17 protein-coding genes are annotated in these 19,206 nt (G+C 63.6%); 12 read left to right on the forward strand and 5 right to left on the reverse strand.

Going from position 1 to position 19,206, the window contains the following annotated elements; all coding sequences use genetic code 11:
* Window positions 1–35: 35 nt before the first annotated feature.
* The 6 genes from CKW22_RS09830 to CKW22_RS09855 all read left to right on the forward strand — a co-directional run bounded on the left by CKW22_RS09830 (window position 36) and on the right by CKW22_RS09855 (window position 6,655).
* Entirely contained in the window at window positions 36–1,322 is a 1,287-nt protein-coding gene (locus CKW22_RS09830) for an ABC transporter substrate-binding protein (RefSeq protein WP_033701028.1), read from the forward strand.
* Between the two features lie 71 nt (window positions 1,323–1,393).
* The gene (locus CKW22_RS09835) at window positions 1,394–2,302 is read left to right on the forward strand and encodes a carbohydrate ABC transporter permease (protein WP_033701027.1); all 909 of its coding nucleotides are present in this window, start codon (window positions 1,394–1,396) and stop codon (window positions 2,300–2,302) included.
* Entirely contained in the window at window positions 2,295–3,140 is an 846-nt protein-coding gene (locus CKW22_RS09840; RefSeq protein ID WP_033701025.1) for a carbohydrate ABC transporter permease, read from the forward strand. The genes CKW22_RS09835 and CKW22_RS09840 overlap by 8 nt, the downstream gene beginning before the upstream one ends.
* 3 nt (window positions 3,141–3,143) lie before the next feature.
* Window positions 3,144–4,298 carry an ABC transporter ATP-binding protein gene (locus tag CKW22_RS09845; protein ID WP_033701023.1) on the forward strand — a complete coding sequence of 385 codons (1,155 nt, stop codon included), beginning with the start codon at window positions 3,144–3,146 and terminating at the stop codon, window positions 4,296–4,298.
* 92 nt (window positions 4,299–4,390) lie between these two features.
* Window positions 4,391–5,683 (forward strand): carbohydrate porin, encoded by a 1,293-nt coding sequence (locus CKW22_RS09850; RefSeq protein WP_256577292.1) that lies wholly within the window; start codon window positions 4,391–4,393, stop codon window positions 5,681–5,683.
* A 117-nt stretch (window positions 5,684–5,800) separates the two neighbouring features.
* Complete coding sequence (locus CKW22_RS09855) at window positions 5,801–6,655, forward strand: D-hexose-6-phosphate mutarotase (protein ID WP_047581462.1); 855 nt, start codon at window positions 5,801–5,803, stop codon at window positions 6,653–6,655.
* Here the strand turns inward: CKW22_RS09855 and hexR are convergent.
* Window positions 6,648–7,511 (reverse strand): DNA-binding transcriptional regulator HexR, encoded by an 864-nt coding sequence (hexR, locus tag CKW22_RS09860; RefSeq protein WP_172960401.1) that lies wholly within the window; start codon window positions 7,509–7,511, stop codon window positions 6,648–6,650. The two genes, CKW22_RS09855 and hexR, sit on opposite strands and share 8 nt — an antisense overlap.
* Window positions 7,512–7,722: 211 nt before the next feature.
* On the opposite strand from hexR, the gene zwf reads away from it, so the two are divergent.
* From zwf to CKW22_RS09875, 3 genes are read left to right on the forward strand one after another with little or no spacing between them, the layout of a single operon-like run.
* Window positions 7,723–9,192: a glucose-6-phosphate dehydrogenase gene (gene zwf / locus CKW22_RS09865; RefSeq protein WP_033701019.1), complete on the forward strand. Its 1,470-nt coding sequence runs from the start codon at window positions 7,723–7,725 to the stop codon at window positions 9,190–9,192.
* Entirely contained in the window at window positions 9,179–9,892 is a 714-nt protein-coding gene (gene pgl, locus CKW22_RS09870; protein WP_095064062.1) for a 6-phosphogluconolactonase, read from the forward strand. Before zwf ends, pgl begins: the two co-directional genes overlap by 14 nt.
* A 17-nt stretch (window positions 9,893–9,909) precedes the next feature.
* Window positions 9,910–10,584, forward strand: coding sequence for a bifunctional 4-hydroxy-2-oxoglutarate aldolase/2-dehydro-3-deoxy-phosphogluconate aldolase (locus tag CKW22_RS09875; protein WP_033701015.1), 675 nt, complete (start codon window positions 9,910–9,912; stop codon window positions 10,582–10,584).
* Between the two features lie 253 nt (window positions 10,585–10,837).
* Here the strand turns inward: CKW22_RS09875 and leuA are convergent, their stop codons facing one another.
* The 4 genes from leuA to CKW22_RS09895 all read right to left on the reverse strand — a co-directional run bounded on the left by leuA (window position 10,838) and on the right by CKW22_RS09895 (window position 16,157).
* Window positions 10,838–12,511 carry a 2-isopropylmalate synthase gene (leuA, locus tag CKW22_RS09880; protein WP_033701014.1) on the reverse strand — a complete coding sequence of 558 codons (1,674 nt, stop codon included), beginning with the start codon at window positions 12,509–12,511 and terminating at the stop codon, window positions 10,838–10,840.
* A gap of 366 nt (window positions 12,512–12,877) precedes the next feature.
* Window positions 12,878–13,705 carry a M23 family metallopeptidase gene (locus tag CKW22_RS09885; RefSeq protein WP_033701012.1) on the reverse strand — a complete coding sequence of 276 codons (828 nt, stop codon included), beginning with the start codon at window positions 13,703–13,705 and terminating at the stop codon, window positions 12,878–12,880.
* A 3-nt stretch (window positions 13,706–13,708) separates the two neighbouring features.
* A complete protein-coding gene (gene xseA / locus CKW22_RS09890) occupies window positions 13,709–15,088 on the reverse strand; it encodes an exodeoxyribonuclease VII large subunit (protein WP_033701011.1) in 1,380 nt (459 codons plus the stop codon).
* Between the two features lie 187 nt (window positions 15,089–15,275).
* Window positions 15,276–16,157 (reverse strand): LysR family transcriptional regulator, encoded by an 882-nt coding sequence (locus CKW22_RS09895; protein ID WP_047581467.1) that lies wholly within the window; start codon window positions 16,155–16,157, stop codon window positions 15,276–15,278.
* Window positions 16,158–16,254: 97 nt separating this feature from the next.
* Here CKW22_RS09895 and CKW22_RS09900 point away from each other — a divergent pair, with 97 nt between their 5' ends.
* The 3 genes from CKW22_RS09900 to guaB all read left to right on the forward strand — a co-directional run bounded on the left by CKW22_RS09900 (window position 16,255) and on the right by guaB (window position 19,170).
* Complete coding sequence (locus CKW22_RS09900; RefSeq protein WP_047581470.1) at window positions 16,255–17,010, forward strand: sulfite exporter TauE/SafE family protein; 756 nt, start codon at window positions 16,255–16,257, stop codon at window positions 17,008–17,010.
* A gap of 46 nt (window positions 17,011–17,056) precedes the next feature.
* The gene (locus CKW22_RS09905; protein ID WP_047581473.1) at window positions 17,057–17,614 is read left to right on the forward strand and encodes a hypothetical protein; all 558 of its coding nucleotides are present in this window, start codon (window positions 17,057–17,059) and stop codon (window positions 17,612–17,614) included.
* Window positions 17,615–17,700: 86 nt separating this feature from the next.
* Complete coding sequence (gene guaB, locus CKW22_RS09910) at window positions 17,701–19,170, forward strand: IMP dehydrogenase (protein ID WP_027595680.1); 1,470 nt, start codon at window positions 17,701–17,703, stop codon at window positions 19,168–19,170.
* The last annotated feature ends 36 nt before the right edge of the window (window positions 19,171–19,206 follow it).

Below are 19,206 nucleotides of genomic sequence, written 5' to 3' on the forward strand. Positions count from 1 at the left end.
GACTTGCCCGGCATAACAACAAGAAAGGTATTCCGATGAATTCGACTCTCCGCCTCGCTGCCGCGATCTCCCTCGCCTCGTTGTTCCCGCTCAGTGCCCTCGCCGCCGACGCCAAAGGCAGTGTCGAAGTGGTGCACTGGTGGACCTCGGGGGGTGAAAAAGCGGCTGTCGATGTGCTCAAGGCCCAGGTCGAGAAGGATGGCTTCACCTGGAAGGATGGTGCAGTCGCCGGCGGTGGCGGCGCCACCGCCATGACCGTGCTCAAGAGCCGCGCCGTGGCCGGCAACCCGCCCGGCGTTGCCCAGATCAAGGGCCCCGACATTCAGGAGTGGGCCGCCACCGGCCTGCTCGACACGGATGTGCTCAAGGATGTCGCCAAAGAAGAGAAGTGGGACTCGCTGCTCGACAAGAAAGTCGCCGACACCGTGAAGTACGACGGTGACTACGTGGCCGTACCGGTGAACATCCACCGCATCAACTGGCTATGGATCAACCCCGACGTCTTCAAGAAAGCCGGCATCGACAAGGCGCCGACCACCCTCGACGAATTCTACGCCGCCGCCGACAAGCTCAAGGCCGCCGGCTTCATTGCGCTCGCCCATGGTGGCCAGCCCTGGCAGGACAGCACGGTGTTCGAAAGCGTGGTGCTGTCGGTAATGGGCGCGGACGGCTACAAGAAAGCCCTGGTCGACCTCGACGAAGCGACGCTGACCGGGCCGCAAATGGTCAAGTCGCTGACCGAGCTGAAGAAGGTCGCCACCTACATGGACCCTGACGGCAAGGGCCAGGACTGGAACCTGGAAGCGGCCAAGGTCATCAATGGCAAGGCCGGCATGCAGATCATGGGCGACTGGGCCAAGAGCGAGTGGACCCTGGCGCACAAGACCGCCGGCAAGGATTACCAGTGCGTCGCGTTCCCCGGTACCGACAATGCGTTCCTGTACAACATCGATTCGCTGGTGGTGTTCAAGCAGAAGGACGCAGGCACGGCTGCCGGCCAGCAGGACATCGCCCGCAACGTGTTGGGCGAGGACTTCCAGAAGGTCTTCAGTACCAACAAAGGGTCGATCCCGGTGCGTAACGACATGCTTGCCGATATGGGCAAGTATGGCTTCGACGCCTGCGCGCAGACGTCTGCCAAGGACTTCCTGGCCGACGCCAAAAGCGGTGGCCTGCAACCAAGCATGGCGCACAACATGGCCACCACGCTGGCGGTGCAGGGCGCCTTCTTCGATGTGGTGACCAACTACATCAACGACCCCAAGGCCGACCCGGCCGATGCGGCGAAGAAGCTGGCGGCGGCGATCAAGTCGGCCCGGTAACCGATCCCAAAGGTGTAAACCAGGCCCGCCCCCATGGGGGGCGGAGCTCTCAATCGTTTGGGAAGCAGATCATGACCACAACTACCGCCCAACTGCGGGCCTCACCCCTGGACGCTCTGCAGCGCTGGCTACCCAAGCTGGTGCTGGCGCCGAGCATGTTCATCGTCCTGGTGGGCTTCTATGGCTACATCCTGTGGACCTTCGTGCTGTCCTTCACCACCTCGACCTTTCTGCCAACCTACAAATGGGCGGGCCTGGCGCAATACGCCCGGTTGTTCGACAACGACCGCTGGTGGGTGGCCAGCAAGAACCTGTTGGTGTTCGGGGGGCTGTTCATTGGCATCAGCCTGGCCATCGGTGTACTGCTGGCGGTGTTGCTCGACCAGCGCATCCGCCGCGAGGGCTTCATCCGCACGATCTATCTCTACCCCATGGCGCTGTCGATGATTGTCACCGGCACCGCCTGGAAGTGGCTGCTCAACCCCGGCATGGGCCTGGACAAACTGCTGCGCGACTGGGGCTGGGAAGGTTTTCGCCTGGACTGGCTGATCGACCCCGACCGGGTGGTGTACTGCCTGGTGATCGCCGCCGTGTGGCAAGCCTCGGGCTTCATCATGGCAATGTTCCTCGCCGGCCTGCGCGGCGTCGACCAGTCGATCATCCGCGCCGCACAGATGGACGGCGCCAGCCTGCCGCGCATCTACTGGACCGTGGTATTGCCAAGCCTGCGACCGGTGTTCTTCAGCGCCGTGATGATCCTCTCGCACATCGCCATCAAGAGCTTCGACCTGGTGGCCGCGATGACCGCCGGTGGCCCAGGGTACTCGTCCGACCTGCCGGCGATGTTCATGTACTCGTTCACCTTCAGCCGCGGCCAGATGGGCATGGGCTCGGCCAGCGCCATCCTCATGCTCGGGGCGATCCTGGCGATCCTCGTGCCTTACCTGTATTCGGAGCTGCGGAGCAAACGCCATGCATAGCCCTGCCGAAAAACCGGCGTTGAGCATCAGCCGCATCGCCATCCACGCTGTACTGCTGATTGCCGTGCTGCTGTACCTGGTGCCGCTGGTAGTCATGCTGCTGACCAGCTTCAAGACCCCCGAAGACATCAGCAGCGGCAACCTGTTGAGCTGGCCGACTGTGGTCAGTGGCGTCGGCTGGGTCAAGGCGTGGGGCACGGTCAACGGGTACTTCTGGAACTCGATCATGATCACCGTGCCCGCCGTGCTGATCTCCACGGCCATCGGTGCGCTCAACGGCTATGTGCTGTCGATGTGGCGCTTCCGGGGCTCGCAACTGTTCTTCGGCCTGCTGCTGTTTGGCTGCTTCCTGCCGTTCCAGACGGTGCTGCTGCCGGCCTCGTTCACCCTTGGCAAACTGGGCCTGGCCAGCACCACCAGCGGCCTGGTGCTAGTGCATGTGGTCTACGGCCTGGCCTTTACCACGCTGTTCTTTCGCAACTTCTACGTGAGCATCCCCGATGCGCTGGTCAAGGCTGCGCGCCTGGACGGTGCCGGGTTCTTCACCATCTTCCGTTGCATCATCCTGCCGATGTCGACACCGATCATCATGGTCTGCCTGATCTGGCAATTCACCCAGATCTGGAACGACTTCCTGTTCGGTGTGGTGTTCGCCAGTGGTGACTCGCAACCGATCACCGTGGCCCTGAACAACCTGGTCAACACCAGCACCGGGGCCAAGGAATACAACGTCGATATGGCGGCGGCAATGATCGCCGGCCTGCCAACCCTGCTGGTCTACGTGGTGGCAGGCAAGTATTTCGTCCGCGGCCTCACGGCCGGCGCCGTCAAGGGGTAAGTCATGGCAACGCTTGAACTTCGCAATGTGAACAAGACCTACGGCAGCGGCTTGCCGGACACCCTCAAGGACATCCAGCTGTCGATCAAGGACGGCGAGTTCCTGATCCTGGTCGGCCCCTCGGGCTGTGGCAAGTCGACCTTGATGAACTGCATCGCCGGCCTTGAGCAGATCACCGGCGGCGCCATCCTGATCGACGAGCAGGACGTCAGCGGCATGAGCCCCAAGGACCGTGACATCGCCATGGTGTTCCAGTCCTACGCGCTGTACCCGACCATGAGCGTGCGTGAGAACATCGAGTTCGGCCTGAAGATCCGCAAGATGCCCCAGGCCGCCATCGACGAGGAGGTGGCGCGGGTGGCCAAGCTGCTGCAGATCGAGCACCTGCTTTCACGCAAGCCTGCCCAGCTCTCCGGCGGCCAGCAGCAGCGCGTGGCCATGGGCCGGGCGCTGGCGCGGCGGCCGAAGATCTACTTGTTCGACGAACCGTTGTCCAACCTCGACGCCAAGCTGCGGGTCGAGATGCGCACCGAAATGAAACTGATGCACCAGCGCCTGAAGACCACCACGGTGTACGTCACCCATGACCAGATCGAGGCCATGACCCTGGGCGACAAAGTGGCGGTGATGAAGGACGGCATCATCCAGCAGTTCGGTACCCCGCAGCAGATCTACAACGACCCGGCCAACCAGTTCGTCGCCAGTTTCATCGGTTCGCCACCGATGAACTTCATTCCGGTGCGCCTGGCTCGGCAGGACGGGCGCCTATTGGCCCTGCTCGACAGCGGCCAGGCGCGTTGCGAGCTGCCGTTGGGTGTGGCCGGCGCTGAACTGGACGGGCGCGAGATCATCCTCGGCATCCGCCCCGAGCAGATTGCCCTGGGCACGGGGGAGGGCAATGGCCTGCCCGGCATCCGCGCCGACGTGCAGGTTACCGAGCCCACCGGGCCGGACCTGCTGGTGTTCGTCACCCTCAACCAGACCAAGGTCTGCTGCCGCCTGGCGCCGGATGTGGCGTGCAAGGTCGGCGACAGCCTGAACCTGCAGTTCGACCCGGCACGGGTACTGCTGTTTGACGCCGCCAGCGGTGAACGCCTGAGCCTGGACACCGCCAACGCTTCAGTGAAGGACAACGTGACTCACTTCAAGAGCCGTTGAATCGTCTACACCATCAATAAGAAAAAAGAGGACGCAAAGGGATGGAACAGCGCAATCGCATCAGGACCTTGGGCTCACTGGCCTTGCTTGCCATGGTTGGCAGCAGCGGGGCGCAGGCCGCCGAGGCCTTCTCCAGCGAGTCGAAATGGATGACCGGCGACTGGGGCGGTACTCGCACCGAGCTGCTGGAAAAAGGCTATGACTTCACCCTCGACTACGTGGGCGAGGTGGCGGGCAACCTCAACGGCGGCTACAACGACGACAAGACCGCACGCTACAGCGACCAATTTGCCCTGGGGGCGCACCTGGACCTGGAAAAGATCTTTGGCTGGCATGACACCGAGTTCAAGCTGGCGATCACCGAGCGCAGCGGCCGCAACCTGTCCAACGACCGCATCAGCGACCCGCGTGCCGGCCAGTTCAGTTCGGTACAGGAAGTGTGGGGCCGCGGCCAGACCTGGCGGCTGACCCAGATGTGGATCAAGCAGAAGTACTTTGAAGGTGCCCTGGATGTGAAATTCGGCCGCTTCGGGGAGGGCGAAGACTTCAACAGCTTCCCCTGCGACTTCCAGAACCTGGCCTTCTGCGGCTCGCAGGTGGGCAACTGGGTGGGCGGCATCTGGTACAACTGGCCGGTCAGCCAATGGGCGCTGCGGGTCAAGTACAACATCACGCCTGAGTTCTTCGTGCAGGTCGGCGCGTTCGAGCAGAACCCCTCGAACCTGGAAACCGGCAACGGCTTCAAGCTCAGCGGCAGCGGCACCAAGGGCGCGATCCTGCCGGTGGAGGCGGTCTGGTCACCCCAGGTCAACGGCCTGCCGGGCGAGTACCGCCTCGGCTACTACTACAGCACGGCGGATGCCGAAGACATCTACGAAGACGTCAATGGCAACCCGCAAGGCATCAGCGGCGCGGGCTTCAAGTCGCACTCCAGCAAACATGGCTGGTGGGTGGTTGCGCAGCAGCAGGTCACTGCCCAGGGCGGTGATGCCAGCCGTGGTCTCAGCCTGTTTGCCAACTTCACCGTGCACGACAAGGCCACCAACGTGGTCGACAACTACCAGCAGGTCGGGCTGGTGTACAAAGGCGCCTTCGATGCCCGGCCCAAGGACGATATCGGGTTTGGGATCGCCCGCATTCACGTCAACGACGATGTGAAGAAGCGTGCTGAGCAGCTCAATGCCCAGAGCGGCATCAATGATTACGACAACCCGGGCTTCGTGCCGCTACAGCGCACCGAGTACAACGCCGAGCTGTATTACGGCTTCCACGTCACCAACTGGCTGACCGTGCGCCCCAACCTGCAATACATCAAGAGCCCGGGCGGGGTGGATGAAGTAGACAACGCGCTGGTCGCTGGTTTGAAGATTCAGTCGTCATTCTGAGCACATTTGTTGTAAATTTACGCCAATCCAATTTCGGCTCCCGGCATCCACTGGCTTGCAGTGGTTGTCGGGGATAGGCCGAGACAGCGCTATCTCAAACAACAAGAGCTTGGAACCATGCCCGAACATCCGCTACATCGCTTCTTTTCCGCACAGCGGCCAAGGCCGACATTCGAGTGGGAGCGTTACCAGCAGCGCGATGTCCTGATCATCGACCACCCCCTCTGCCAGGCTGTGTTCAGCCGGCAGGGCGCGCAGCTGCTGCACTTTCAACCCGCTGGCGAAAAGCCCTGGTTGTGGTGCGCCGAGCAGTGGCCGCAGGTGGGGGCGATTCGGGGGGGTGTGCCGGTGTGCTGGCCGTGGTACGGCCGCCACCCCAGCGAGGACCTGTGGCCGGCCCATGGCTGGGCACGGCTGCTGGACTGGAAGCTGGTGGACAGCCGCGAGGACGAGGAGGGCGTGACATTGAAGTGGCGCCTGGACCTCTGCGACTGGCAGGTCGACCTGCATGCACGGCTTGGCAGCCGCATGGAACTGCGCCTGAGTACCGAGCACCAGGACAGCGAACCGTGCCAGTTGAGCCATGCGCTGCTGGCTTACTGGCGTATCAGTGACGTGTCCGAGATAGCGCTGTCTGGGCTTGAGGATATCGAAGGCTACGACCGCCTGAGCCGGCAGGCCTGCCGCGAGGAAGGTGCGCTGAAGCTCAAGGGCGGCTGCCAGAAGGTCTACCCAGGCACCCCGCGGGTGCAACTACAGGACCCGGCCTGGCAGCGCGAACTGTGCATCGACACCGGTGACAGCGATGACACCGTGGTCTGGCACCCGGGCAACCGCCCGCTGATGGGCGTGACGGGTCGCGAATGCCAGGGCTTCGTCTGTGTCGAAGCCGCCAGTGGCAGTGGCGAGGGCCTAAGCCTGGCCCCGGGGCAACGCGCGCACTTGCGTTTGCAAGCGCATCGGCTCAGTTGAGTTCGTCGTCCTCGATCGGGTAACGGCTGGCGTTGAGGCTTTCCTTGATCTTGCGCAGGTGCGGCTGGAAGTCCACGCCGCGGCGCAGGGTCATGCCGGTGGCCAGCACGTCGAGCACGGTCAGCTGGATGATTCGCGAGGTCATCGGCATGTAGATGTCGGTGTCTTCCGGCAGTGGAATGTGCAGGCTCAGGCTGCAGGCCTGGGCCAGCGGCGAGCCGGCAGCGGTCAGGCCCAGTACCGAGGCGCCGTTTTCACGGGCCACGCGCGCCACCTCGACCAGTTCGCGGGTGCGCCCGGTGTAGGAGATGATCACGAACAGGTCGCCGGTGTGGGCCACCGAGGCCAGCATGCGTTGCATCAGCACGTCGGCGTGGGCCGACACCGCCAGGTTGAAGCGGAAGAACTTGTGCTGGGCATCCAGGGCCACCGGCGCCGAGGCGCCAAGGCCGAAGAAGTGGATCTGCCGGGCCTGGATCATCATGTCCACGGCGCGGCTGACCTGCTGCGGGTCGAGTTGCTGGCAGGCGCTGTCGAGCGAGGCGATGGCGCTGCCGAAAATCTTCTGGGTGTAGGCGGCAGGGTCGTCGTCGGCCTCGACGGCGCGGCTCACATAGGCAGCGCCACTGGCCAGGCTCTGCGCCAGCTGCAGCTTGAGCTCGGGGTAGCCGCTGACGCCGAACGACCGGCAGAAGCGGTTGACGGTCGGTTCGCTGACCTTGGCCGCCTGGGCCAGTGCAGCAATGCTGAAACGGGTGGCTTGTTGCGGATTGAGCAGGATGACTTCGGCGACTTTGCGTTCGGCCTTGTTCAGCTCGTCGAGGCGTCCCTGGATCTGTTCCAGGAGGTTTCGCACGCGGTCCATGGGTGTGTCCTTGGGTCGGGAAGACAGCCGGCTGACGGAGCAGCGGGCCTTTTGCACGGTCGTCTATCGTACTGTCGGTGCGTGTGCCGCACCACTTGTCTGTAGTATTCGTCGGTAATGTTGTTAGTTTTACTACATTACCCCTTGAAAACCGTATGTGAAAGCGGTATTCCTAGACCAACTTTAGGAAAGAACCAACATCATGGCTGCGATCAGTGTCGAACCTTGCACCTTTGCCCTGTTTGGCGCCCTGGGCGACCTGGCATTGCGCAAGCTGTTTCCAGCGCTCTATCAGCTCGACCGTGCCAACCTGCTGCACCCGGACACCCGCCTGCTGGCGCTGGCACGCGAGAGCGGCAGTGCGCAGGAGCACCTGCACACCATCGAAGCGCACCTGCGTCGGCACGTCGCCGATGCCGACATCGAACCAGCCGCGCTGGGGCGCTTCCTGGGCCGGCTGAGCTACCAGCATCTGGACTTCCTCCAGCCTGAGGGCTACCAGGCGCTGGCCGAGCAGTTGCCAGGCGAGTTGCCCTTGATTGCCTACTTCGCAACGGCGGCGGCAGTCTACGGCGCCATCTGCGAAAACCTCGACAGGGCCGGCCTGGCAGCGCGCACCCGTGTGGTGCTGGAAAAGCCGATCGGGCATGACCTGGAGTCGTCGCGCCGGGTCAACGATGCCGTGGCGCGGTTCTTCCCCGAGAGCCGGGTCTATCGCATCGACCACTACCTGGGCAAGGAGACGGTGCAGAACCTGATCGCGCTGCGCTTTGCCAACAGCCTGTTCGAAACCCAGTGGAACCAGAATTCCATCTCCCATGTGGAGATCACCGTGGCCGAAAAAGTCGGCATCGAAGGCCGCTGGGGCTATTTCGACAAGGCCGGCCAGCTGCGCGACATGATCCAGAACCACTTGCTGCAGCTGCTGTGCCTGATTGCCATGGACCCGCCCAGCGAGCTTTCGGCCGACAGTATTCGTGACGAGAAGGTAAAGGTACTCAAGGCCCTGGCGCCGATCACTGGCGATGGCTTGAGCACCCGTGTGGTGCGCGGCCAGTACATCGCCGGTTACAGCGACGGCAAGCCGGTGCCCGGCTACCTGGAAGAAGACAACGCCAACGCCCAGAGCGACACCGAGACCTTCGTTGCCCTGCGTGCCGATATCCGCAACTGGCGCTGGTCGGGCGTGCCGTTCTACCTGCGTACCGGCAAGCGCATGCCGCAGAAGCTGTCGCAGATCGTCATCCACTTCAAGGAAACGCCGCACTACATCTTCGCCCCGGAACAACGTTTGCAGGTCGGTAACAAGCTGATCATCCGTCTGCAACCGGACGAAGGCATTTCTTTACGGGTGATGACCAAGGAGCAAGGCCTGGACAAGGGCATGCAACTGCGCAGTGGCCCGCTGCAGCTGAATTTTTCCGACGCCTGGCGCAGCGCGCGGATTCCGGATGCCTACGAACGCCTGTTGCTCGAGGTGATGCGCGGCAACCAGAACCTGTTCGTGCGCAAGGATGAAATCGAATATGCCTGGAAATGGTGCGACCAGTTGATCGCTGGCTGGCAAAGCGCAGGTGATGCGCCCAAGCCGTACGCGGCGGGGTCCTGGGGGCCGATGAGCTCGATCGCACTGATCACACGAGACGGGAGGGCGTGGTATGGCGATATCTGAACTGCAATTGCCGGCGGCGGTGAAGGCGCATGAACTGGCTGATGGCAAGACCCTGGCGGCAACGCTGGCCCGCGATGTGGCCGAGCGGTTGCGGGCGGCGATTGCCGCCAAAGGCCAGGCTTGCGTGGTGTTGTCCGGCGGGCGCAGCCCGGTGCCGTTTCTCGAGCGCTTGGCCGCCGAGGCGCTGGACTGGTCGAAAGTGACCGTGAGCCTGGCGGATGAGCGCTGGGTGCCGGTGGAGCATGCCGACAGCAACGCCGGCCTGCTGGCCCGTCACCTGCTCAAGGGCGCGGCGGCCAAGGCCCGCTTCATTGGCCTGTACCAGCAGGCCGAGAACCTGGAACTCGCGGCGGCCAACGCCGATCAGGCACTGGCAGACCTGCCGGCCATCGACGTGCTGGTGCTGGGCATGGGCGACGATGGCCATACCGCCTCGCTGTTCCCCAACAGCCCCAACCTGGACGACGGACTGGCCGCCAGCAGCCCGCACCGCTGCCTGCCGATGCTGGCGCCCAGTGTGCCGCACCAGCGCTTGTCGATGACCCGTACGTTGCTGACCAGCGCTGGCTTCATCGCGCTGGCCGTGCAAGGCCCGAACAAACTCGCTACCCTGCGCGCCGCGCTGGCGGGCAATGACCTTACCGAAATGCCGATACGCGCCTTTCTCCACGACCCCCTGGACATCTACTGGTGCCCATGAGCCAAGGATCCACAGTCATGACCACCCTTGAACGCCCACAGACTCTGCTCTCGATGGCCGACAAAGCCGCCCGGATCGACGCGATCTGCGACAAGGCGCGCATCCTGCCGGTGATCACCATCGCCCGTGAGCAAGACATCCTGCCGCTGGCCGACGCGCTGGCCGCAGGTGGCATTCGTACCCTTGAGGTGACCCTGCGCTCCCAGCACGGCCTGAAGGCCATCCAGGTGCTGCGCGAACAGCGGCCAGAGCTGTGCATTGGTGCGGGTACGGTACTTGACCGCAGCATGTTCGCGGCGGTCGAAGCGGCTGGTGCGCAGTTCGTGGTCACCCCAGGCATCACCCAGGACATTCTCCAGGCGGGTGTCGACAGCGACATCCCGCTGCTGCCGGGTATCAGTACGCCGTCCGAAATCATGATGGGCTACGCCCTGGGTTACCGTCGGTTCAAATTGTTCCCGGCGGAAATAAGCGGTGGCGTGGCAGCGATCAAGGCGTTTGGCGGCCCGTTCGGCGACATCCGCTTCTGCCCGACTGGCGGGGTGAACCCGGCCAATGTGCGCAACTACATGGCGTTGCCCAATGTGATGTGTGTGGGGGGGACCTGGATGCTCGACAGCAGCTGGATCAAGAATGGCGACTGGGCGCGGATCGAAGCGTGCAGTGCCGAGGCGATTGCGCTGCTGGACTGAAACTGAATTTGTTGTGGGCTTTACGGCTTATGGGGCGCTTGGTCGGCGCCCCTTTTTTTTTGCCTGCAGGTTTGGTGTTGCCGGTGCTGGTCTCTTCGCGGGGCAAGCCCGCTCCCACAGATAATTCACAGCCCAACAGGTAATTCCCAGTGCCACAGGTTCTGTGGGAGCGGGCTTGCCCCGCGAAAGGGCCAGTTCGGGCAATAAAAAAGCCCGCATCAAGGATGCAGGCTCTTGGCCATCAAACCGCAGCTTACGCCGCCTTGGCCTCTTGCTGGCTCAGCGAGCGGTTCAGCGCACTGAACAGCGCCTTGAAGCTGGCGGTGGTGATGTTCTCGTCGATGCCCACACCATGCACCGGGCGGCCACCGGCCACGCGCAGCTCGATGTAGGCCGCCGCCTTGGCGTTGGTACCGGCACCGATGGCGTGCTCGTTGTAGTCCATGATCTCCACGGCAATCGGCAGGCCGGCCACCAGGGCTTCCAGGGCGCCATTGCCCTTGCCGCGCCAGTGCAGGGTGGTTTCGCCTTCACCAGCGACTTCCACTTCCACGGCGCTGTGGCCGTTTTCTTCCTGCAGGCGGTGGCTGACCAGTGCATACGGGGCGTTGGCCTGGAGGTACTCTTTCTGCAGCAGGCTGTAGATCTGCTTGGCAGTCATTTCCAGGCCCAGGCGGTCGGTTTCACCCTGGACCACCTGGCTGAACTCGATCTGCATGCGGCGTGGCAGGCTGATGCCGTATTCCTGTTCGAGCAGGTAGGTGATGCCGCCTTTGCCCGACTGGCTGTTGACGCGGATCACCGCCTCGTAGCTGCGGCCGATGTCGGCCGGGTCGATCGGCAGGTACGGCACTTCCCACAGCTCGCCTTCCTGTTGCTTGGCGAAGCCTTTGCGGATGGCGTCCTGGTGCGAGCCGGAGAACGCAGTGTGAACCAAGTCGCCGACATACGGATGACGCGGGTGCACCGGCAATTGGTTGCACTCTTCAACTACCTTGCGCACGCCGTCGATGTCGGAGAAGTCCAGTTGTGGGTCGATGCCTTGGGTATAGAGGTTCAGTGCCAAGGTCACCAGGTCGACGTTGCCGGTACGCTCGCCGTTGCCGAACAGGCAGCCTTCGGCGCGGTCGGCGCCGGCCATCAGGCCCAGCTCGGTGGCGGCGATGCCGGTGCCACGGTCGTTGTGGCAGTGCAGGCTGATGATCACGCTGTCACGGCGGCTGATGTTGCGGCAGAACCACTCGATCTGGTCGGCGTAGATGTTCGGCGTGGCGACTTCCACGGTGGCTGGCAGGTTGAGGATGAGCTTGTGCTCAGGCGTTGGGTTCCACACTTCAATGACCGCGTCGCAGACTTCCTTGGCGAACTCCAGCTCGGTGGCGCTGAAGGTCTCGGGCGAGTACTGGAAAGTCCACTGGGTGTCCGGCTGCTGGGCAGCGTACTTGACGAACAGTTTGGCCGCGTTCACTGCGATGTCCTTCACGCCTTGCTTGTCTTGGTTGAAGACGATGCGGCGGAACGACGGGCTGGTCGCGTTGTACAGGTGGACGATGGCCTTCTTGGCCCCACGCAGCGATTCGAAGGTACGGGCGATCAGGTCTTCACGGGCCTGGGTCAGCACCTGGATGGTGGTGTCGTCCGGGATGTGGCCATCTTCGATCAGGGTACGCACGAAGTCGAAGTCGGTCTGCGAAGCGGACGGGAACGAGGCTTCGATCTCCTTCACGCCAACCTGCACCAAGGTCTTCCAGAAACGCAGCTTCTTCTCCGCATCCATCGGCTCGATCAGCGACTGGTTGCCATCACGCAGGTCGGAGCTGCACCAGATCGGCGCTGCGGTGATGGTTTTCGATGGCCAGGTGCGATCAGGCAGGTCGATGGTCGGGAAGGCGCGGTATTTCTTCGAAGGGTCTTTGAGCATGGTCATGGAAGCAATCCTTTTGTATGCGGCCGAGATCGGGCCTGCCGAGCAATAACGAGATGAAGAGGCGAGGCGACGCGATTCAACCTGGTAGTCGTGCGCTGACCAGGCAGAGGCTGCGATGTTGTCGGAGCAGAATGAGGGTGCTGGAGGTTTTCATGCTTCAACCCTAAGCCAGCGGGGTGAGGGATGGCAAGTGTTCGCGAAAAATTGAGAGGAATGCTTAAAAAAAGCTGGATGGCGAGATTTTGTAGCGCTTATTGCGGAGAGGCTTTCGGGTTTTTGCGCTGTAGGTTTTGATGGCGCAAGACACGGGAAGTGGGGTGTCAGTGCCGGCTTCTCGCGGGTAACCCCGCGAAGAAGCCCGCCCTATCAGGGCTGGAATGCACCAATGAAGATGGCCGGGTCCACCCGCGCATCATTCAGGCTGACATTCCAGTGCATGTGCGGCCCGGTAGCCCGCCCGGTCGAGCCAACCCGGCCAACCACCTCACCGCGGCGCAGCGCCTGCCCCACGGCCACATCGATTTTCGACATGTGGCAGAACATGCTGATGAAGCCCTGGCCATGGTCGACGAACACGGTACGGCCGTTGAAGAAATAATCACCCACCAAGATCACTTTGCCATTGGCCGGGGTCTTGATGGGCGTACCGGCGGGCACGGCGAAGTCCAGGCCGGCATGCGGGTTGCGCTCTTCGCCATTGAAGAAGCGGCGCACGCCGAACTTGCTCGACAGCGGGCCGTTGACCGGCTTGTCGAGAATCAGGTTGCTCGGCAGGGCCGGGCTGAAGCTGCGGTAGGCCTTGATCTGTTCGGCCAGTTCGCCCTCGATGCGCTTAAGGTCCGCCGGGTTCGGGTTGACCTGCCGCGTGTTCTTCAGGGTGATGCGCTGCTCGGGGTACTTCTTGCTCCCGACCGTGAAGGGCAGGCTGCGGCCGCCCTGGCTCAGCACGGCGGTGCCGGGCTTCTGGGTCAGCGGAATGCCGACGATCGCCAGCCAGTTGTCCTGTTCCTTGACCACCAGCACCGGCTTGCCGTCAAAGCGTGCATTCGGCGCCGTGCTGGCAGGCCCCAGGTCGACCACTGCCACGCCGCCGGGCACCGGCTTGTTCAAGGTACGGGTGATGTAGCTGGCCTGAGCGCCGCAGGCCAGCAACAGCAGGGAAAGGGCGAGCAGGGGCGCGAACAGGCGGGGCATGGGTCAGTCCAGTAGTGAGAGGGTAACGGGCGTCAGGTGGTTGTCTTCGACCCGCACCTGCAGTTCGCCTTCATTCAGGCGAGCGGTCAGGCGCTGGCCGTTGTGGGTCTGCTCGGCGCTGCGGATGGCCTGGCCGCGCTCATCGAGCAGGATGCTGTAGCCGCGGGCGAGGGTGGCCAGCGGGCTGACCACTTGCAGCGTCTGCAGTTGGGCCTGGAAGCGCTGGCGACGGTCCTTGAGCACCTCGCGCATGGCCCGGGGCAGGCGTTCGGCAAGGCTGTCCAGGCGCTGGTTCAGCAGCTTCAGGGTGCGCCCCGGGTGCTGCGCTGCCAGGCGGGTATCAAGGCGCCCCAGGCGCTCGCGGCGCTGGTTGAGGTTGCCGAGGAAAGCGCGACGCAGGCGCATGTCCAGATCGTCCAGGCGCTGGGCCTGCTGGCGCAGGCGCTCGCCTGGGTGGCGCAGGCGCCGGGCCAGCGACTCCACGCGCAGGCGGTCGTGGCTCAGGCGGTTCTGCATGCGCAGCAGCAGGCGCCGTTGCAGGCTGTCGAGGCGGTGCTGCAAGCCACTGTTGTCGGGGGCCAGCAGTTCGGCGGCGGCGGACGGGGTGGGCGCGCGGACGTCGGCGACGAAATCGCAGATCGACACGTCGGTCTCATGGCCGACGGCACTGACGATAGGCGTGACACAGGCGGCCACGGCGCGGGCCACGGCTTCTTCGTTGAAGCTCCACAGGTCTTCCAGCGAGCCGCCGCCGCGTGCCAGGATCAGCGCATCGAAACCAAGGCTGTCGGCCAGTTGCACGGCGCGCACGATCTGCGCGATGGATTCGCGGCCCTGCACGGCGGTGGGTATCAGGTTCAGCTCGACTTGCGGGGCGCGGCGGCCGAATACGCTGATGATGTCGCGGATCACCGCGCCCGTGGGCGAGGTGATGATGCCGATGCGTTGCGGATGCGCCGGCAGCGGTTTCTTGCGTTCGGCGCTGAACAGGCCCTCGGCGCCGAGTTTCTCTTTCAGTGCTTCGAACGCCAGGCGCAGCGCACCGTCACCGGCCGCTTCGACGGTGTCGAGGATCAGTTGGTAATCGCCACGCCCTTCGAACAGCGAGACTTTGCCGCGCACCCGCACCGCCAGGCCGTCACGCAGGGCCTGGCGGACCCGCGTGGCGTTCTGGCGGAACAGCGCGCAGCGCACCTGGGCGCCGCTGTCCTTGAGGGTGAAGTACATGTGGCCGGAGGCCGGGCGGGCGAGGTTGGAAATCTCGCCTTCCACCCAGACGCTGCGGAACACGTCTTCCAGCAGCACCCGGGCGCGGCCGTTGAGCTGGCTGACGGTGAGGACCTCGCGGTCCAGGCCGAGTCGTTCGAAGGGGTCTCTGATCATGGCGGGCATCATAAAGGACATCGGGGGCGGTTGTCTGTGTTGGGGCTGGGGGGTGAGAGGATTGGGGGACGTGGGGCTGCCAGGTGCAGGGCGATGGATTTTCGGCGCCCATGAGATCGAGCGCCGCCCGCGCGGCGCTCGATCTCATGGGCGCAGAATAACCACCGTCATGCACTACGGGCCCCCATCAAACCCCCAACATCGCCGCCAGAAACTGCCGCACCATCACCCCCGCATCGCGCCTGCAGGCCAATGCCACGGTACTCTCACAAGGCTCCCCCAACCCCACGAACCTGACCGATGCCGGCGCAATATCACGCATGCATTCAGGCAATAGCGCCACCCCGAACCCCGCCTGAATCAGCTGTAATTGCGTGGTCTTGCGTGAAACCACCTGGGCCGCCTGCGGGAAGAACCCAGCCTCCATGCACAACGACGCCGACAGGTAGCTCAAACCGCCACGATCACGGTGCGGGATGGAAATGAACCGCTCCCCACGCAACTGCTCCAGTCGCACGACCGCCTCTTCAGCCAAGGAGTGCCCCGCCGCAACGGCCAGCAACAACGGCTCGCTGAACAGCTCATGCAGCACCACCCCCTCATGCTGGCGCAGCACCGGCAGCCGCAGCAGGCCGATATCCAGCCGCCCAGCGGCAATATCCTCCAGCTGCGCCTCCGACGACTGCTGCGCGATTTCCAGCGAGATCCCTGGGTGGCCCTGCAAGTAACAGCCCAGGCGAACCAGCAGCGGCCCGGTCAGCGGCACGGTACTGGAATGGTTCAGGCGCAAGCTGCCTTGCAAGCCATCCCCCACGTCACGGGTGATGCGCTCAGCGTGCGCCAGGTCGGCCAGCAAGCGGCGGGCACGCTGCAAAAAGGCGTCCCCGGCAAGCGTCAGCCGTGGCCGCCGGGCGGTACGTTCGAACAACGGCGTTCCCAGGTGCTGCTCCAGCTCCTTGATCTGCCGGCTCAGCGCCGATTGGGCGATATACAGCCGCTCGGCGGCAACGCTGAAGCTACCGCTTTCAGCGATCTCCACGAAGTAACGCAACTGGCGGATCGACGTCATGTCATGCCTTTTCGAGATAGGTAATGGCGCAAAGGCATATTAGTCGGCATGGCTCATGGCTGGCTAACCTTTGCATGACTTTTCAGGAACACACGCCATGCTCACCCAATTGTCATTCTCCGGCCTCGATTGGCTGCCCATCCTGCTCGGTGTCGGCCTGGCTTACATCGTCTTCGGCATTGCCGGTTTCGGCACCGCGCTGGTGGCCGGCCCGGTGCTGATCCACTTCATGCCGCTGTCGCGCGTCATTCCGCTGTTGGTGCTGCTGGACTTCGTGGCGGCCTTTGGCAACCTGCTGCCGTCGCGCCGGGATGTGGTGCGTGGCGAACTGCTGCGTCTACTGCCCTTCATGGCGATAGGCTGCACGCTGGGCGTGGTGTTTCTGCTGCGGCTCAAGGCTGACGTGTTGCTGTTGCTGATGGGGTTGTTCGTCAGCGCCTATGCGGTCTATGGCTTGGCGGTGAGGGTGCGCCCGGCGAACCTTTCAGGCTTCTGGGCGGTGCCCATGGGCACGGTGGGGGGCTTGTTCGGTGCGTTGTTCGGCAGTGGCGGGTTTCTCTATGCCCTCTATCTGAGCGCGCGCCTGGAGGCGAAAGAGCAGGTGCGCGCTACCCAGAGCGCGTTGATCAGTTGCAGCACCGTGGTGCGCCTGTCGCTGTTTCTGATCGCCGGGGTTTACGCCGACAGCAGCCTGCTGTTGCTCGCTGCCTACCTGTTGCCGGTGATGTTCGTCGGCCTGTGGGTCGGGCGCCGGCTGACCCTGAAGCTGTCCCGCGAGGCTTTTGTGCGCCTGGTCACCTGGCTGGTGCTGGCCAGCGGCCTGGCCATGATCGGTCGCTACCTGAGCCTGTGAGCGGTAGAATTGCTGCATTACCGCAGTTCGCAGGCTTGCCTCTTTAATGAACACCCAGAGCATCATCGTCCCCAAGCTTTCCACCGTCCCGGCTCACGAGGCCCGCGCCCGGGCGATCGTGCGCTGGCTGGTGCGCGAGAAAGTCATCGAGGAACAACTCACCACCTGCGGTCGCACCGGCAACCGCATGGGCCATGCCCTGGCCGACGGTGCGCGCAAGGTGGCCCTGCACCCGGAAAAACTGCCGTTCGGCGAACAAGCCAACGGCCTGGAGATCATGCTCAAGCGCTGCATCTATACCCCGACCAACGGTTTTCTCGAAGAAGCCGGCTGCCCGGAGTGCCGGCGCGAGGTCGGCGAGCCGCTGTTCGAGAGCCTGGAAGAGTGGATGCCAGGGGTCAGTGACAACTTCACCTGCCCGCTGTGCGGCTTCGAAGACGACATCAACGGCTTTCTTTACCTGCAGCCATGTGCCTTTTCCAACCTGGGGTTCATCTTCAACAACTGGGGCGAGGCCGGGTTCACCCAGGCCTTTCTCGACAGCTTCGCCGACTGGCTGGACCAGCCAGTGGCCGTGGTGCAGGTAAAACTGCCACAAGGCTGACCGAAGGCCCTTATTTTGCATTGAGCGGCGCGCCGTGGATGAGTATAATGGCGCGCTTCCATTTTTCCCGCCCGGGAGCCCCCGCGATGCTGCGTATCAGCCAAGAAGCCCTGACCTTCGACGATATCCTCCTTGTACCTGGCTATTCCGAGGTACTGCCCAATGAAGTCAGTCTCAAGACCCGTTTGACTCGTGGCATCGAGCTGAACATTCCGCTGGTTTCCGCTGCCATGGATACCGTGACCGAAGCGCGTCTGGCCATTGCCATGGCTCAGGAAGGCGGCATCGGCATCATCCACAAGAACATGACCATCGAACAGCAGGCCGGCGAAGTCCGCAAGGTCAAGAAGTTCGAGGCTGGCGTGGTCAAGGACCCGATCACCATCGAAGCAGACGCCACCGTGCGCGACCTGTTCGACCTGACCCGCCTGAACAACATTTCGGGTGTTCCGGTGCTGGAAAACGGCGACCTGGTCGGCATCGTCACTTCCCGTGACGTGCGCTTCGAAACCCGTCTGGATGCCAAGGTCCGCGATGTGATGACGCCGAAAGAGCGTCTGGTCACCGTGCGCGAAGGCGCCAACAAGAACGAAGTCCGCGAGCTGCTGCACAAGCACCGCCTTGAAAAAGTCCTGATCGTCGACGACAAGTTCAGCCTCAAGGGCATGATGACCGTCAAGGACATCGAAAAAGCCAAGGCCTACCCGCTGGCCAGCAAGGACGACCAAGGTCGCCTGCGCGTCGGCGCCGCGGTCGGTACCGGCAAGGACACCGGCGAGCGCGTAGCCGCCCTGGTTGCCGCCGGCGTTGACGTGGTGGTGGTCGACACCGCCCACGGTCACTCCAAAGGCGTGATCGACCGCGTGCGTTGGGTCAAGGAAACCTACCCGCAGGTTCAGGTGATCGGCGGCAACATCGCCACCGGTGCCGCGGCCAAAGCCCTGGCTGAAGCTGGCGCTGACGCCGTCAAGGTCGGCATCGGCCCAGGTTCGATCTGCACCACCCGCATCGTCGCCGGTGTCGGCGTACCGCAGATCAGCGCCATCGCCAACGTCGCTGCCGCACTGGAAGGCACTGGCGTGCCGCTGATCGCCGACGGTGGCATCCGCTTCTCCGGTGACCTGTCCAAGGCCATCGTTGCCGGTGCTTCCTGCGTGATGATGGGTTCGATGTTCGCCGGTACCGAAGAGGCCCCGGGTGAAGTCGAACTGTTCCAGGGCCGTTCCTACAAGGCTTACCGCGGCATGGGCTCGCTGGGTGCCATGGCACAGGCGCAGGGCTCATCCGACCGTTACTTCCAGGACTCCTCGGCCGGTGCCGAGAAGCTGGTACCGGAAGGTATCGAAGGCCGTGTGCCGTACAAGGGCGCCCTGGCTGCGATCATCCACCAACTGATGGGCGGCCTGCGTTCGTCCATGGGCTATACCGGCAGCGCGACCATCGAAGAGATGCGTACCAAGCCGGAGTTCGTGCGCATCACCGGTGCCGGCATGGCCGAGTCCCACGTGCATGACGTGCAGATCACCAAAGAAGCCCCTAACTACCGGGTCGGCTGAGGCCTCCAGCGGTAAGTAGCAAGCTTCAAGCGGTAG

Source organism: Pseudomonas sp. Irchel s3f19 (assembly GCF_900187555.1).
GTDB classification, from domain to species: Bacteria; Pseudomonadota; Gammaproteobacteria; order Pseudomonadales; family Pseudomonadaceae; genus Aquipseudomonas; species Aquipseudomonas capeferrum.

Coding starts and splice junctions, on each gene's coding strand:
- CKW22_RS09830 (WP_033701028.1), top strand. CDS start 36: ATGAATTCGACTCTCCGCCTCGCTGCCGCGATCTCCCTCGCCTCGTTG.
- leuA (WP_033701014.1), bottom strand. CDS start 12,511: ATGACCATGCTCAAAGACCCTTCGAAGAAATACCGCGCCTTCCCGACC.
- CKW22_RS09900 (WP_047581470.1), top strand. CDS start 16,255: ATGCTCACCCAATTGTCATTCTCCGGCCTCGATTGGCTGCCCATCCTG.
- CKW22_RS09855 (WP_047581462.1), top strand. CDS start 5,801: ATGCCCGAACATCCGCTACATCGCTTCTTTTCCGCACAGCGGCCAAGG.
- CKW22_RS09845 (WP_033701023.1), top strand. CDS start 3,144: ATGGCAACGCTTGAACTTCGCAATGTGAACAAGACCTACGGCAGCGGC.
- CKW22_RS09835 (WP_033701027.1), top strand. CDS start 1,394: ATGACCACAACTACCGCCCAACTGCGGGCCTCACCCCTGGACGCTCTG.
- CKW22_RS09875 (WP_033701015.1), top strand. CDS start 9,910: ATGACCACCCTTGAACGCCCACAGACTCTGCTCTCGATGGCCGACAAA.
- CKW22_RS09885 (WP_033701012.1), bottom strand. CDS start 13,705: ATGCCCCGCCTGTTCGCGCCCCTGCTCGCCCTTTCCCTGCTGTTGCTG.
- xseA (WP_033701011.1), bottom strand. CDS start 15,088: ATGATCAGAGACCCCTTCGAACGACTCGGCCTGGACCGCGAGGTCCTC.
- CKW22_RS09905 (WP_047581473.1), top strand. CDS start 17,057: ATGAACACCCAGAGCATCATCGTCCCCAAGCTTTCCACCGTCCCGGCT.
- zwf (WP_033701019.1), top strand. CDS start 7,723: ATGGCTGCGATCAGTGTCGAACCTTGCACCTTTGCCCTGTTTGGCGCC.
- CKW22_RS09850 (WP_256577292.1), top strand. CDS start 4,391: ATGGTTGGCAGCAGCGGGGCGCAGGCCGCCGAGGCCTTCTCCAGCGAG.
- CKW22_RS09895 (WP_047581467.1), bottom strand. CDS start 16,157: ATGACGTCGATCCGCCAGTTGCGTTACTTCGTGGAGATCGCTGAAAGC.
- CKW22_RS09840 (WP_033701025.1), top strand. CDS start 2,295: ATGCATAGCCCTGCCGAAAAACCGGCGTTGAGCATCAGCCGCATCGCC.
- guaB (WP_027595680.1), top strand. CDS start 17,701: ATGCTGCGTATCAGCCAAGAAGCCCTGACCTTCGACGATATCCTCCTT.
- pgl (WP_095064062.1), top strand. CDS start 9,179: ATGGCGATATCTGAACTGCAATTGCCGGCGGCGGTGAAGGCGCATGAA.